The sequence below is a fragment of the Nocardioides sp. genome (assembly GCF_030150155.1).
Classification (GTDB): Bacteria; Actinomycetota; Actinomycetes; order Propionibacteriales; family Nocardioidaceae; genus Nocardioides.
This window is the reverse complement of record NZ_JASLGR010000022.1, coordinates 15,684-30,025: the sequence shown is the minus strand read 5'-3', so window position 1 is coordinate 30,025 and position 14,342 is coordinate 15,684. Positions and strand designations below refer to the sequence as shown.

Annotated in this window: 14 protein-coding genes; 11 read left to right on the top strand and 3 right to left on the bottom strand. The window is 70.4% G+C overall.

The window, feature by feature from the left end; genetic code table 11:
• The 4 genes from Q1V88_RS06075 to Q1V88_RS06060 form a co-directional block, all read left to right on the top strand.
• Positions 1–1,450: 2-isopropylmalate synthase (locus Q1V88_RS06075; protein WP_300679291.1), on the top strand; the 1,450-nt coding region annotated here is incomplete at its 5' end.
• Positions 1,451–1,651: 201 nt separating this feature from the next.
• The gene (locus tag Q1V88_RS06070) at positions 1,652–2,428 is read left to right on the top strand and encodes a hypothetical protein (RefSeq protein ID WP_300679288.1); all 777 of its coding nucleotides are present in this window, start codon (positions 1,652–1,654) and stop codon (positions 2,426–2,428) included.
• A 60-nt stretch (positions 2,429–2,488) separates the two neighbouring features.
• Positions 2,489–3,625 carry a hypothetical protein gene (locus tag Q1V88_RS06065; RefSeq protein ID WP_300679285.1) on the top strand — a complete coding sequence of 379 codons (1,137 nt, stop codon included), beginning with the start codon at positions 2,489–2,491 and terminating at the stop codon, positions 3,623–3,625.
• Between the two features lie 13 nt (positions 3,626–3,638).
• Entirely contained in the window at positions 3,639–5,891 is a 2,253-nt protein-coding gene (locus Q1V88_RS06060) for a VCBS repeat-containing protein (RefSeq protein WP_300679283.1), read from the top strand.
• Positions 5,892–5,993: 102 nt separating this feature from the next.
• On the opposite strand, the gene Q1V88_RS06055 is transcribed toward Q1V88_RS06060, so the two are convergent.
• Complete coding sequence (locus Q1V88_RS06055) at positions 5,994–6,827, bottom strand: ion transporter (protein WP_300679280.1); 834 nt, start codon at positions 6,825–6,827, stop codon at positions 5,994–5,996.
• A gap of 17 nt (positions 6,828–6,844) precedes the next feature.
• On the opposite strand from Q1V88_RS06055, the gene recO reads away from it, so the two are divergent.
• The 6 genes from recO (at position 6,845) to Q1V88_RS06025 (ending at position 12,079) form a co-directional block, all read left to right on the top strand.
• The gene (gene recO, locus Q1V88_RS06050) at positions 6,845–7,573 is read left to right on the top strand and encodes a DNA repair protein RecO (RefSeq protein ID WP_300679277.1); all 729 of its coding nucleotides are present in this window, start codon (positions 6,845–6,847) and stop codon (positions 7,571–7,573) included.
• Positions 7,574–7,609: 36 nt separating this feature from the next.
• Positions 7,610–8,878, top strand: coding sequence for a YibE/F family protein (locus tag Q1V88_RS06045; protein WP_300679275.1), 1,269 nt, complete (start codon positions 7,610–7,612; stop codon positions 8,876–8,878).
• A 65-nt stretch (positions 8,879–8,943) separates the two neighbouring features.
• Positions 8,944–10,293 carry a sensor histidine kinase gene (locus tag Q1V88_RS06040; protein ID WP_300679272.1) on the top strand — a complete coding sequence of 450 codons (1,350 nt, stop codon included), beginning with the start codon at positions 8,944–8,946 and terminating at the stop codon, positions 10,291–10,293.
• A 44-nt stretch (positions 10,294–10,337) separates the two neighbouring features.
• Positions 10,338–10,982 (top strand): response regulator transcription factor, encoded by a 645-nt coding sequence (locus Q1V88_RS06035; protein WP_300679293.1) that lies wholly within the window; start codon positions 10,338–10,340, stop codon positions 10,980–10,982.
• A gap of 39 nt (positions 10,983–11,021) precedes the next feature.
• Positions 11,022–11,786: an isoprenyl transferase gene (locus tag Q1V88_RS06030; RefSeq protein ID WP_300679270.1), complete on the top strand. Its 765-nt coding sequence runs from the start codon at positions 11,022–11,024 to the stop codon at positions 11,784–11,786.
• A 149-nt stretch (positions 11,787–11,935) separates the two neighbouring features.
• Complete coding sequence (locus tag Q1V88_RS06025; RefSeq protein WP_300679268.1) at positions 11,936–12,079, top strand: hypothetical protein; 144 nt, start codon at positions 11,936–11,938, stop codon at positions 12,077–12,079.
• Between the two features lie 33 nt (positions 12,080–12,112).
• On the opposite strand, the gene Q1V88_RS06020 is transcribed toward Q1V88_RS06025, so the two are convergent.
• Together Q1V88_RS06020 and Q1V88_RS06015 are read right to left on the bottom strand one after the other, a co-directional pair.
• Entirely contained in the window at positions 12,113–12,505 is a 393-nt protein-coding gene (locus Q1V88_RS06020; RefSeq protein WP_300679266.1) for a Fur family transcriptional regulator, read from the bottom strand.
• Positions 12,502–12,798, bottom strand: a complete 297-nt coding sequence (locus tag Q1V88_RS06015; RefSeq protein WP_300679264.1) for a hypothetical protein — start codon at positions 12,796–12,798, stop codon at positions 12,502–12,504. Before Q1V88_RS06015 ends, Q1V88_RS06020 begins: the two co-directional genes overlap by 4 nt.
• A 140-nt stretch (positions 12,799–12,938) precedes the next feature.
• Here Q1V88_RS06015 and Q1V88_RS06010 point away from each other — a divergent pair, with 140 nt between their 5' ends.
• Positions 12,939–14,342 carry a glycine--tRNA ligase gene (locus tag Q1V88_RS06010; protein ID WP_300679261.1) on the top strand — a complete coding sequence of 468 codons (1,404 nt, stop codon included), beginning with the start codon at positions 12,939–12,941 and terminating at the stop codon, positions 14,340–14,342.

Here is a 14,342-nt window from a genome sequence, read left to right as displayed (position 1 = left end):
CGAGGAGGACCGCATCCCCGATGACGTCCAGATCTCGGTGCTGACGCAGGCTCGCGAGGACCTCATCGAGCGGACCGCGCAGTCGCTGGCCGGTGCGCCGCGCGCGACCATCCACCTCTACAACGCGACCGCGGCGCTGTTCCGGCGCGTGGTCTTCAACGTCACCCCGGCCGAGTGCATCGCGATCGCGACGCGCGGCACCGAGATGGTGATGAAGTACGCCGAGCACTACCTGGGGCCGATCGTCGGCACTGAGGACTTCGGGTACCAGTACAGCCCCGAGATCTTCACCCAGACCGACACCGACTACGCCCTCGAGGTCTGCGAGCGGGTCAGCGACGTCTGGCAGCCGGAGCCCGGTCGCGAGATCATCCTCAACCTGCCGGCGACCGTCGAGATGTCGACGCCGAACACCTACGCCGACCAGATCGAGTACTTCGGCCGCGGCCTGACCCGCCGCGACGTGTCGGCGATCTCGCTGCACCCGCACAACGACCGCGGCACCGCGGTTGCTGCCACCGAGCTGGCCCTGATGGCGGGCGCCGACCGCGTCGAGGGCTGCCTGTTCGGCCACGGCGAGCGCACCGGCAACGTCGACCTGGTCACGCTGGGCATGAACCTCTTCAGCCAGGGCATCGACCCGATGATCGACTTCAGCGACATCGACGAGATCCGTCGCACCGTCGAGCACTGCAACCAGCTGCCGGTCCACCCGCGCCACCCGTACGGCGGCGACCTCGTCTACACCGCCTTCTCCGGCTCCCACCAGGACGCCATCAAGAAGGGCCTGGAGGACCTGGACCGCAAGGCCGCCGAGGCGGGCGTGCCGGTCGCCGAGATCGGGTGGGAGGCGCCGTACCTGCCGATCGACCCGAAGGACGTGGGCCGCACCTACGAGGCAGTCATCCGGGTCAACAGCCAGTCCGGCAAGGGTGGCGTGGCCTACCTGCTGAAGAACGAGCACTCCTTGGACCTGCCGCGCCGTGCGCAGATCGAGTTCAGTCGGGTGATCCAGGCCCATACCGACGCCGAGGGCGGCGAGATCACCGGCGAGCAGATCTGGAAGGTCTTCTCTGCGGAGTACCTGGAGCGCGACGAGCCCTACAGCCTGGAGACCTGGAACTCGGTCACCGGCCCCGAGGGTGACCGCCAGGAGGTCAACCTGAAGGTCCGCGGCACCGAGCGCACCATCGTCGGCGAGGGCAACGGCCCGGTGGCGGCGTTCGTCGACGGCATGCGCCAGGCCGGCGCCGACATCCGGGTGCTGGACTACGCCGAGCACGCGCTCAGCGCCGGCGGTGACGCGATGGCGGCCGCCTACGTCGAGTGCGAGATCGCCGGCGAGATCGTCTGGGGGATCGGGATCCACGCGAACATCGTGACCGCCTCCCTGCGGGCGGTGGTGTGCGCAGCCAACCGTGCGCAGGCCATCACCATCCCGAAGGCCTGACCCGTAGGTCTTCGCTACGCAGCGCCCCGTGCTCACCCGCACGGGGCGCTGCTGTGTCTACGGAGCCGCTGGACCTGCACCTGCCGGTGACCTGAGAGGACCCCCGGTCACACGCTGAGAATAAGGTAAGGCTAACCTTTCGAAAACAAGGTAAGCCTTACCTTCTCATCTCTCGGTGTGACACCTCTCAAGGATGGTTCAGTGGACTTCCACGCTCTCTCCCGCCGACGTCGGCGCGGCCTGGTGGCGATCGTCACCACGCTCGGCGTCGCCGCGACGTCGTTCGGGCTGCTTCAGACCGCCGACGCTGCCCCGGCCAAGGTCCGGGTCTCGGTCACCGACCCCGTCGTGGGCGGCGACCGGCAGGTGGCCCTACGGCTCAGCTGTGGCTCGGCGAAGCTCTGTCGGGGCACGGTCAGGCTGACCCCGGCCGCGAAGGCGACCAAGAACAACGCGCGGATCCAGAGCGCGAAGGTCTCCTACCGGCTGCGTAAGTCCACCTCGGGGATCGTCAGGATCACGCTGAGCCCCGCCCAGGTCGCCAAGCTCGGCGCCGCCGGCCGGGCTCGGGTCACCGTCAAGGTGGCCGGCTCGGTCAGCGCCAGTGCCCGCGCCACGCTGCGCCCGGCCACCCGGGCCGTCACCGTCGCGACCCGCACCGCCACGGTCGGCACCGACCGCTCGGTCGGCGTCTCGCTCTCGTGCGCTGCGGCCGCCACCTGCCGCGGCACGCTGAGCCTGACCGTCGGCGGGACCGCCTCCACGACGGCGTACGCGCTGGCGGCAGGTCGCACCGGCTCGGTCGCCCTGCGCCTGAGCGCGGCGCAGTACGCCAAGCTCGCCACCACGGCCACCACCGCTGCGCTCCGGGTCACCGAGACCGCTCCGGAGCGGGTCACCACGACCGGCTACCTGAGTCTGACCACGAAGGCCGAGACCTCCACGCCGGCCCCGGTCTACTCGGTCGCCTACCTGTAGCGGAACTGGACGCCGACGGAGTACGACACCTGCCCGGCCGCCCTGCACGCCTCCTACAACGTGACCGGCCCCGACGGGAAGATCTACCCGACCTGGCACTCCGCCCAGGTGACCGACCCGGCCACCGGCAAGCTGTGCACCTTCGGCCACGAGCACGGTGCGGACCCGAAGACCTCCGACATCTACGACTGGGTCGCCGACTACCTGGACAACGGCCGGCACGCCAGCAACAAGGGCATCCCGTTCGGCTACGTCAGCGAGAAGCTCGAGGACTACGGCCACGAGCACGCCGGCATGACGATGCGCCACGAGGACAACGGCGGCCACAAGGTCTTCGTCGCCAACGACGTCGCCCTGCTCGCCGCGGACCGCTCCTGGGTCCGCGACGCCAACGGGGACAAGGTGGTCTGCGACTACCTGATCAAGGCCCACCAGGGCAGCTGGTCGCCCGACGCCACCTCCAACAACGCCCACGAGCTGATCTACGCGGCCAAGTGCACCGACGGCACCGAGGTCATCTCCTCGACCCTGTCGCGCTACGGCAACTCCAACGAGTTCAACCAGAACTGCGACTACGCCGCCGGGGACAAGCAGAAGCTCGGCGCCGTGGTGAGCACGATCAGCAGCACCCTGCCGAAGGGCGACGGCGGAGCACGCTCCATCCCGGACGCCGCCTGCGTCGCCAAGAACGCCACCGGCACCGACGCGGCCCTGTGGGGCATCTACGAGCTGTGGTCCAGCGAGAACAGGCTGACCGCTACCGACGGCACCGTGCTGGCCTCCTACGACCCGTGGTTCGGCGTGCGCAACCCCAGCCGGTACTACGACCCGGCCAACTCGACGGCCACCGCCAACGGCATCTCGCGCACCGTCGACCTGGCCTGGGGCACCAACGCCGCCACCGGCTACCCGTGGAGCACCGTGAACTCCCTGGAGAAGTTCGACTGGCGCGACCCGCGCTCGCCGTTCGACGGCGCCCAGCGCGACTTCTACCTCAACCAGACCTCGGTGGCCGCCACGGCGCCGACCACGGTCTACACGAACCCGTACGGCGCTGATGCCTCGACGACCCCGTCGGCCGGCTTCATCGCCCAGCACCTGGTGGCCGGGTCTCGGAGCGGCACCGCTCTGGCCACCCAGAAGTTCGACACCTCGGCCGACTACGGCCTCAACAACGGCGTGCACGCGCCTAACTGAAGAGAGATCGATCATGACGATGCGACCCACGCCGCTGCGCCTGTGCGCGGCCACGGGCCTGACGCTGGCGCTCGGGGCCGGCACCCTGGGAGCAGCCGCCTTCGCCGCTGACCCGGCCGCGAGCACCACCCCCGCCACCCACCTGCTGGCCTACTCCGGTGAGTCCGGCGGCGCCATCGGCGCCCTGTCGGCGACCTCCTGCGACGTCAACGGCGACGGCCTGGACGACACCGTCGCCGGTGACCAGAACTGGAACCGGCCCGGCTACGACCAGGTTGGGGCGGGCTACGTCTTCCTCGGCTCCGAGAGCCCCTCGACCGGCGACGTCGCCGACCCGACCTCGGGTGCGATCCGGATCGACGGCCCGTCGATCGTGCCGCCCACGTCCAAGCCCTGGGTCGGCGGATCGGTGAGCTGCCTGGGCGACATCAACGGCGACGGGTACGACGATCTCGCGCTCGGCTCGACCGGCCGCGGGTTCGCCCAGGTCGCGATCGTGCTCGGCCAGAAGGAGTTCACCTCCCTCGACCTCGACGAGCTCGGCAGCCGCGGCTTCTGGATCTCCGACCCCGGCGCCCTGACCCCCGACTACGACAACTTCGGCTTCGCCGTGGCGGGTCTGGGCGACGTCAACGGTGACGGCTACGACGACATCGCGATCGCCGACAACCTCGCCGACTACGGCGGCTCCAACAGCGGTCGCGCCTGGATCGTGTCGGGCTCCGACGACGTCACCAACGTCGACGTCCAGGCCGACACCGACCGGGTGCTCTTCACCGTCGACGGCGCCGGCGGCCAGATCCTGAGCGTCGCCGAGGCCGGGGACGTCAACGGGGACGGCCTGGCCGACCTGGTGCTGGGCTCCTACACCGCCAAGCCGTGGAACAACGGCAAGACCGCCAACGGCGCCGCGTACGTCGTCTTCGGGTCGCGCGGCGCCAGCCGGGCGATCAACCTCGCCACCCTGGGTGCCGACGGGTTCGCGATCTACGGTCCCTCCACCGGTGGCGACCGGCTCGGCGACACCGTGGCCGCGGCCGGGGACATCGACGGCGACGGCCTGGACGACCTGCTCGTCGGCGCCGACAGCCAGGTCTCCTCCGCGGTCGACTCCTTCGGCGGCGTCGCCGTGGTCTACGGCTCGGCCTCGACCGCCACCGTGATCACCGACCCGCGCTCGGGCGCCAGCACCGTCTACACCTGTGCCGACGCCACCGTCACCACCGGCTGCACCGGCACCACGACGGAGCCCCGGGGCTACTGGATCAAGGGCGACATCGCCGGCCGCGGTGCCGGCTGGTCGGTCGCCAACCTCGGCGATGTCAACGGCGACGGGGTCGCCGACCAGGTGGTCGGCTCCTACAAGGGCACCCGGGTCTGGGTGACCTACGGTCAGCGCACCGCCGCTCCGAACGTGCTCGACCTCGCCACGCTGAGCGCCGAGACCGGCTTCGTCGTCGCCGACGACTACGGCCGCAGCGTCGGTGTCGCGGGCGACCACGACCACAACGGCGTCCCGGACCTGACCATGTCGCTCTACCAGGGCAACGGCATCGCGCTGGCCCTGCTCGGCCCGCTGGCGACCCAGGTGGCCGTCACGGGGGAGACCACCCTCAAGAACGGCGAGGGCGCCGAGCTCAGCGCCGAGGTCTCGGCCCGGGTGCCGTCGGCACGCTCCGCCCTGACCGGTGCTGTCACCTTCTCCGAGAACGGTGTGGCCCTGACCGGCTGCGAGGGGCTCGCCGTGACGAGCTCCGAGCCGTCCGCGACCTGCACCGTCGCCGCTCCGAGCGCGGGCGCTCACACGTACGACGTCCGCTTCCAGCCCGCCGACGTGACGACGTACGCCGCCACCGCGAGCACCCACGCCCTGAGCGTCGCCGCGGTGACCCCGCCGACCACGCCGGCCACGCCCAGCCCGAGCGCGACCCCGAGTGCCACCCCGGCGCCGGCCAAGAGCCGGCTCGCGCACGCCCCGCGGGTGAGTGTGAAGAAGGTCAAGGCCGGCAAGCGCCAGGTCGCCGTGGTCCGTCTGGGCCGGCTCAGCTCGGGTGCCTGGCCGACCGGCACCGTGAGTGCGACCCTCGGTGGTCGCACCGTCACCGCGAAGGTCCGCGTCGGCACCAAGGGTGTCGTCCGCATGGTGCTGGCCAAGAAGGCCCGCTACACCGCCAAGCCCCGCACGGTGTCGGTCCGCTACCTCGGCAACGCCACCACCGAGGCCAGCCGGACCGTGACGGTGAAGGCGAAGGTCACGCGCCGCTGAGTCTCCTGGCTTCACTGCCGGTCGACGCTCCTCTCCGCCACGAATCCGGGGCGTCTGACCAGCAGTGAAGCCAGGCCCGCAGGTCAGCGCAGGCCCGCAGGCCTAGTGGTCCTCGCGGATCGCCGTGCGGAGCTGGGTCGCGGAGTTCCTGATGATGTCGCTGATCAGCTCCGTAGTCCGCGGATCGGCTAGGGCACCCTCCACGATCCGCAGCACCGTGTCGGAGGTGAGGTTGACGATCTCGGTGTGGAACGGGACGTACTTGAGCTTCCCGGTCGTCGGGTCGTTGCGGATCAGCTCCAGGACCATCGCCTCGATCTCGTCGCGGTTCTCGTCGAGTGCCGCCCTGACGTTGGTCGCGTAGTCGCCCTGCTGGATCACGTCGATCACCTCGTCGAGCACGGCGACGGTGATCGGGCGCTTGATGGTGTCGACGATCGGGTCCAGGAAGTGACCGATCACCGCAGCGGTGACCTTGTCCCCGTAGTAGTTGTCCAGTCGGTCCGCAGCGCGGACGAACCTGAAGATCACGATCGCCCACAGCACCAGCCGGTGGTCAGTGACCAGTGGGATCGCCACCGGCACCAGGGCAGGCACCTCCCACCAGTGCTTGCGCAGGTAGCGCCAGCCGATCCTGAAGCGCAGCCAGCGCCAGCAGATCGCCGCCGCGATCACCGCTGCGACCACCCAGTCGACGTACCGCACGGTGTCGTGCAGGGCGTCGGTGCGCGGCTGCAGGAAGAGCATCCAGATGCTCAGCCCGAACGCCACCCAGGTCAGGCCGACCAGGAACGCGTCGGTCAGGGTGCGCCGTCGGCCGCTGATCGTGAGGAAGAGCTCGTCGGCACGGCGGGCGGCCGCCTCGGCCGCGTCGTTGGCGTGGTCGACGAAGCGTTCGATCGGGCCCGGAGAGCCTGCGGGCTTCACTGGGGTCATACGCGCACAATAGAGGCGTGGCGCTCTACCGTGACGAAGCAATCGTGCTGCGCACACACAAACTGGGTGAGGCCGATCGCATCATCACACTCCTGACCCGCTCGCACGGCCGGATCCGGGCCGTGGCCAAGGGCGTGCGCCGCACCACCTCACGCTTCGGGTCGCGGCTGGAGCCGTTCACCCACGTCGACCTGCAGCTCGCCGAGGGGCGCAGCCTGGACACGATCACCCAGGCCGAGACGCTCTCGCCGTTCCAGTCCACCCTCGCCCTGGACTACGACACCTACACCGTCGGCACAGCGATGCTGGAGGCCGCCGACCGGATGGTGGTCGAGGAGCGCGAGCCCGCCGTGCAGCAGTTCCTGCTCCTGGTCGGTGCGCTGCGTGCCCTGGCCGGCGGCGCGCACGCCCCCGGACAGATCCTCGACTCCTACCTGCTGCGCTCCCTGGCCGTGGCGGGGTACGCGCCCAGCTTCGACGGCTGTGCGCGCTGTGGCCTGGAGGGCCCGCACCGCTGGTTCAACGCCGCGTACGGCGGCTCGCTGTGCGCGACCTGCCGGGTGCCGGGCTCGGCGGCGCCGGCGTTCGAGACCCTGGTCGTGCTCGGCTCGCTGCTGGCCGGCAACTGGCCCGTCGTGGAGGCCGCCGAGGGCCGGCACCTGCGTGAGGCGAGCGGGCTGGTGGCCAACTACCTGGCCTGGCACCTGGAGCGCGGGCTGCGCTCGCTGGCGTTCGTGGAGCGCTGAGCCGGCGCCTTCGTGCCCCGGCTAGGGTCGGTGCCTGTGGGCGCCGGATCTCGTCATCGTCAGAGTCACGACTTCGGTCACGGCCACGGCCACGGTCATGGACACGCCCGCCGTGAGGGGGAGGAGCGCACCCCGGTGGTGGTGGCCCGGGTGCCCGCCCTGGTCCTGATCGTCGCCCTCGCCGTGGTCGCGCTCGGCACCGTGGTCGGGGCGATCCGCTGGTGGCCCGACCACGGGGCCGCCGCCAAGCTGCACGGCACCCTCACCTATGCGGTCTCGGGGACGACGTACGTCAAGGGCACGGTGACCACGGTGCAGCCGCGCTGCGCCTCGCTCAACGACTCCTCGCCCGACTGTGGGCACGTCGCCGCGATCGCGCAGAGCGGACCGGAGAAGGGGCAGGAGCAGGAGATCGGGGTCGCCCCGGAGGTCTCCGGTGCGGGTCTGACCAAGGGCGACACCATCATCATGATGCGGACGCCGCCCACGGCCGACGTCCCCGGCGACACCGCCACTTATGCCTGGTACGACGTCCAGCGCTCCACCCCGCTGTGGATCCTGACCGTGATCTTCGTCGTCGCCGTGGTCGCGGTGGCACGGCTGCGCGGCCTGCTCGCCCTGGTCAGCCTCGGCGTCGCCGGGGGAGTGATCGGCTGGTTCGTGCTGCCCGCGATCCTCACCGGCGAGGCGGCGCTGCCGGTCGCGATGGTCGGCGCGGCGATCATCATGTTCGTCATCCTCTACCTCACCCACGGCGTCTCGATCAGGACCAGCACGGCGCTGGCCGGGACGCTGGTCGGGATCGCGATCTCGGCCCTGGCCGCGCACCTGTCCATCGATGCGGCCCACCTCAACGGTGTGATCGACGACGGCGGCTCGATGCTGTCGTCGATGCTGCCCTCGGTGAACCTGCACAACGTGCTCAAGGCGGCTGCGGTGATCGCCGGGCTCGGTGCCCTCAACGACGTCACCATCACCCAGGCCTCGGCGGTGTGGGAGCTGCGTGAGGCGGCCCCGGACATGTCGCGCCGCTCGCTGTACCGCAGTGCGATGCGGATCGGTCGCGACCACGTCGCCTCGGCGATCTACACCCTGGCCTTCGCCTACGTCGGCTCCGCGCTCACCCTGCTGCTGGCCCTGGGCCTCTACGACCGCTCCCTGCTCGATCTGCTCGGCGCCGAGCAGATCGCCGAGGAGATCGTGCACGCCCTGGTCGGCGGCCTGGGTGTCCTGCTCGCGATGCCGCTCACCACGGTGCTGGGCGTGCTGCTGGTCGAGCGCTCCCCGCGCCGGGTGTCGGGCTAGCCCGACAGCGAGTCGGCCAGCGTCCTGGATCGCGCGCGAGCCCCGCGGTTTCTAGCGTTGGAGGCATGAGTACGACGACGATGGTGGTCATGGGCCACGACGACGACCTCACCCCGGAGCAGCCGGCCACCCCGGTAGCGCGCCGCCGCGCCGGCTGGGTGACCCAGACGTTCCTCGACACCGGCTACAGCCTGCTCGCCTTCGTGGTCAGCCTGGTCTTCTTCGTCATCGTGGTGACCGGCCTGTCGCTCTCGGTCGGGCTCGCGATCATCCTGGGCGGCATCCTGCTGCTGCCGCTCACCCTCCTGGTCGCCCGCGCCCAGGCAGCACTGGAGCGCCGCACGATGCGCGCCATGCTCGGCCTGGAGGCTCCCACGCCGACGTACCTCCCGGCGCAGCCGGGGGCGGGCTTCTGGGCCCGCACGCTGGCACCGGTGCGTGACCCGCAGTCCTGGCTCGATGTGCTCTGGTCCCTGATCGGCCTGGTCACCGGCACCTTCGCGTTCGGGGTCGTGGTGGCCTGGTGGGCCACCGTCGGTGCGGGGCTGACCTACTGGTTCTGGTCGGCCTACCTGCCCGCCGACAACGAGGGCCTGGCCACCGTGCTCGGGCTGGGGGAGAGCCGTACCGCGGAGAGCCTGGTCAACCTCGGCCTCGGCGTGGTCGCCCTGGTGACGCTGCCGGTGGGGTGCCGGATCGCGGCCCTGGCCCACGGCAAGCTCGCCGAGCTGGTGCTCTGCTCGCGCGCCGAGCTGCAGCACCGCGTCGACCGGGCCGAGGAGACCCGCGACGCCACCCGTGCCGCCGAGGCGGCCTCCCTGCGCCGCCTCGAGCGCGACATCCACGACGGCCCGCAGCAGCGCCTGGTCCGGCTCAGCATGGACCTGGGCCGGGCCAGGATGAGGCTGGGCGAGGAGGACGCCAGTGGGGCCGGTGCCCTGATCGACGACGCCGTCGAGCACGCCCGGCAGGCGGTCGCCGAGCTGCGCGCACTGTCCCGGGGTGTCGCCCCGCCGCTGCTGGTCGACCGCGGCCTGCGGGCGGCGATCGAGGAGATGGTCACCCACGCCGCAGTCCCGGTGGTCTCCCACCTCGACCTGCCCGAGGGACCCGGAGCGCTGCCGCTGCACGTCGAGACGGCCGTCTACTTCGCCGTCGCGGAGGCGCTCACCAACGTCGCCAAGCACAGCCAGGCGACCTCGGCGCGGGTCAGCGTGACCGTGGCCGACGGGCAGGTCCGGGCCACCGTCGCCGACGACGGGATCGGTGGGGCGCACCTGGCCAAGGGCCTCGGCCTGGCCGGTCTGCGCCAGCGCCTCGACGCCGTGGACGGCACCCTGGACGTGACCTCGCCCGAGGAGGGTGGCACTGTCGTGGTGGCGAGCGTCCCGCTCAGCCTCGGGACGGCGTCGTGACCCAGACCGTGCCGGAGTCCACACCCGAGACTACGGAGGTGCCGATGCGCGCGGTGATCGCCGACGACTCGATGCTGCTGCGCGAGGGACTCGGTCTGCTGCTCTCCGAGGCCGGGTACGACGTCGTGGCAGCGGTCGGGGACGGCCCCGGGTTCGTCGACGCGATGCTCGAGCACCGACCCGACCTCGGCATCGTCGACGTCAGGATGCCGCCGACCCACACCGACGAGGGGCTGCGCGCGGCGGTCGCGGTGCGCCAGGCCTGGCCCCAGGCCCGGGTGATGGTGCTGTCCCAGTACGTCGAGCTCTCCTACGCCGAGGAGCTGATCGGTGACGCCGCCGGCGGGGTCGGCTACCTGCTCAAGGACCGGGTCTCGGCCCTGGCGGAGTTCCTGGAGGCGCTCCGGGTCGTGGCCGGGGGCGGCACCACCCTCGACCCGCTGGTGATCAAGCAGTTGCTGGGCAGGCGGCGCGACCCGGTCGACACCCTGACGCCGCGCGAGCGCGACGTGCTCGGGCTGATGGCCGAGGGACGCTCCAACGCCGCCATCGCCGCCGAGCTGAGCGTCACCGCCGCAGCGGTGGAGAAGCACACCCAGCGGATCTTCGCCAAGCTCGACCTGGCCCCCGACGACACCGACTCGCACCGGCGGGTGGTGGCGGTGCTGCGCTACCTGCGTGCCACCTGAGCAGGCCCGTCGCCCGCGGCCGCTCTACAGTTGTCGATCGTGAAGCGTCAGGTCCGCCGCCCTACTCCGCACCCCTCGGGCGCTACGCCGCCGCCGATCCCGCGTGACCTGGTCCCGCGCCACGTCGCGGTGATCATGGACGGCAACGGCCGGTGGGCCAAGGAGCGGGGCCTGCCCCGCACCCGCGGTCACGAGGAGGGCGAGTCGAGCCTCTTCGACGTCGTCGAGGGCGCCATCGAGCTCGGGGTGAAGGCCGTGTCGGCGTACGCCTTCTCCACGGAGAACTGGTCGCGCAGTCCCGAGGAGGTGAAGTTCCTGATGGGCTTCAACCGGGACGTGATCCGCCGCCGTCGTGACGAGATGCACGAGCTCGGCGTCCGGGTGAAGTGGGCCGGGCGCACCCCGCGGCTGTGGAAGTCGGTGATCCGCGAGCTCCAGATCGCCGAGGAGCTGACCAAGGACAACGACGTGTGCACCCTGACGATGTGCGTCAACTACGGCGGTCGCGCCGAGCTGATGGACGCCACCGCCCGGATCGCCAAGGACGTCCGCGACGGCCGGCTCAACCCGGACAAGATCACCGAGAAGGTCTTCGAGCGCTACCTGTACGTCCCCGACCTCGCCGACGCCGACCTGGTCTGGCGCACCTCGGGGGAGCAGCGACTGAGCAACTTCATGCTGTGGCAGGCGGCCTACTCGGAGATGGTCTTCACCGACGTGCTCTGGCCCGACGTGGACCGCCGCGACCTGTGGGCCGCGTGCGAGACGTACGCCCGCCGCGATCGCCGCTACGGCTCCGCCTAGCCGACTTCCGGCTTCACCACCGCCGACTTTCGGGTTCGCCACCGTCGACTTCCGGGTTCACCACCGTCGACTTCCGGGTTCCTCCCCTAATCTGGGGACCCCAGGTCCCGATCAGGTTTGTGGCAGCCGAGCCGGGGGAGGGTGATCTCATGACCACCCGTGAGGTTTTCGATGCCCTCTCCCCCGAGCGCCAGCGCGCCGTCGTGGCGGTCTTCAGGGCCGAGCTCGCGCGCGGCTGGATCCCCAAGGAGTCCGAGATCCGCGCGGTGATCGACGAGGTCTGCCTGCACTGAACGGCGTACCGCCGCCGCCGACCTCGTCGGGTCTCAGCCCGCGCACTCGGCGCAGGTGCCGAAGAGCTCCAGGGTGTGGGAGACGTCGCTGAACCCGTGGGTGGCGGCCACCGAGTCGGCCCACTGCTCGACCGTCGGTCCCTCGACCTCGACGGTGCGTCCGCACGAGCGGCAGACCAGGTGGTGGTGGTGCGAGGCCGAGCAGCGGCGGTAGATCGCCTCACCCTCCTCCGAGCGCATCATGTCGACCTCGCCGGCCTCGGCCAGGGCCGACAGGGTCCGGTAGACCGTGGCCAGACCGACGGTCTCGCCACGCTGTCCGAGCAGGTCGTGGATCTCCTGGGCGGAGTGGAACCCGTCGAGCTCGGCGAGCGCGGCGCTCACCGCGAGCCGCTGACGGGTCGGACGCAGGGGGGTGTCCTTCATGACGTCTCCTCCAGCACCTCGCAGTCGGGTGCCACGCTCTCGCGCTTCACATGGATGTGATCGTCATGGTGGTGGATCCCGTGCTCCGCGTCGAGTTCGGCGTGCTGTCGCTGCAGCCGATAGTTGACGTAGCCCTTGATCAGCGGCACCAGCAGACCCAGCAACAGGCCGTCGATGATGGCCGTCAGTGTCAGTTCAACCGCGACGTGGGCGGGGTCGGTCAGGATCGACCAGTACTCGGCGAAGAACCCCTGGCCGTGCACCTCTTCAAGCGGAATGAACATGAGAACCATGGTCGCACTATGAGAATCGTTTTCAAACTCGTTGCGGGGCGCAGTCGGCCCCGAGCGGTCGATAGGCTGTGTCCTAGTCGGCACGGCGAGCCCCGTCGTGCCTCGTGTGACTCACTGTGTGACTGAAGAAAGCAGGCCCCGTGGCTACCTCGCCCGCCCCTGGCAAGACCGTCGACGCCGTTGTGAACCTCGCCAAGCGGCGCGGGTTCGTCTACCCGTGCGGCGAGATCTACGGCGGAACCCGCTCTGCCTGGGACTACGGACCGCTCGGCGTCGAGCTCAAGGAGAACATCAAGCGCCAGTGGTGGCGCTCGATGGTGACCAGCCGCAACGACGTCGTCGGCCTGGACTCCAGCGTCATCCTGCCGCGCCAGGTCTGGGAGGCGTCGGGTCACGTCGCGACCTTCTCCGACCCGCTGATCGAGTGCCTCTCGTGCCACAAGCGCCACCGCCAGGACCACCTCCAGGAGCGCTACGCCGAGAAGAACGGCATCGAGAACCCCGACGACGTCTCGATGTCGGAGATCGCCTGCCCCGACTGCGGCACGCGCGGCCAGTGGACCGAGCCGAAGGCCTTCTCCGGCCTGCTCAAGACCTACCTCGGCGTCGTCGACGACGAGTCCGGGCTGCACTACCTGCGCCCCGAGACCGCCCAGGGCATCTTCGTGAACTTCGCCAACGTGGTGACCTCCTCGCGGATGAAGCCCCCGTTCGGCATCGCCCAGATCGGCAAGTCGTTCCGTAACGAGATCACCCCGGGCAACTTCATCTTCCGCACCCGCGAGTTCGAGCAGATGGAGATGGAGTTCTTCGTCAAGCCCGGTGAGGACAAGGAGTGGCACCAGTACTGGATCGACACCCGTCTTCAGTGGTACGTCGACCTCGGCGTCAACCCTGACAACCTCCGGCTCTTCGAGCACCTGCCCGAGAAGCTCTCGCACTACTCGACCCGCACCGTGGACGTGGAGTACCGCTTCAACTTCGCCGGCTCGGAGTGGGGCGAGCTCGAGGGCATCGCGAACCGCACCGACTTCGACCTCACCACCCACTCGAAGCACTCGGGCACCGACCTGTCGTACTACGACCAGGCCAACAACGAGCGCTACATGCCGTACGTGATCGAGCCCGCAGCCGGTCTGTCCCGCTCGCTGATGACCTTCCTGGTCGACGCGTACACCGAGGAGGAGGCGCCCAACGCCAAGGGCGGCGTCGACAAGCGCACCGTGCTCAAGCTCGACCTGCGCCTGGCCCCGGTCAAGGCCGCCGTGCTGCCGCTGTCGCGCAACGAGGAGCTCTCGCCCAAGGCGCGCGACCTCGCCACCGAGCTGCGCAAGCACTGGAACATCGACTTCGACGACTCGCAGTCGATCGGCAAGCGCTACCGCCGTCAGGACGAGATCGGGACGCCGTACTGCATCACGGTCGACTTCGACACCCTGGAGGACCAGGCCGTCACGATCCGCGAGCGCGACACCATGTCGCAGGAGCGGGTCGCGCTGGACCAGGTGTCGAGCTACCTCGGCGCCCGCCTGCTGGGAGTCTGA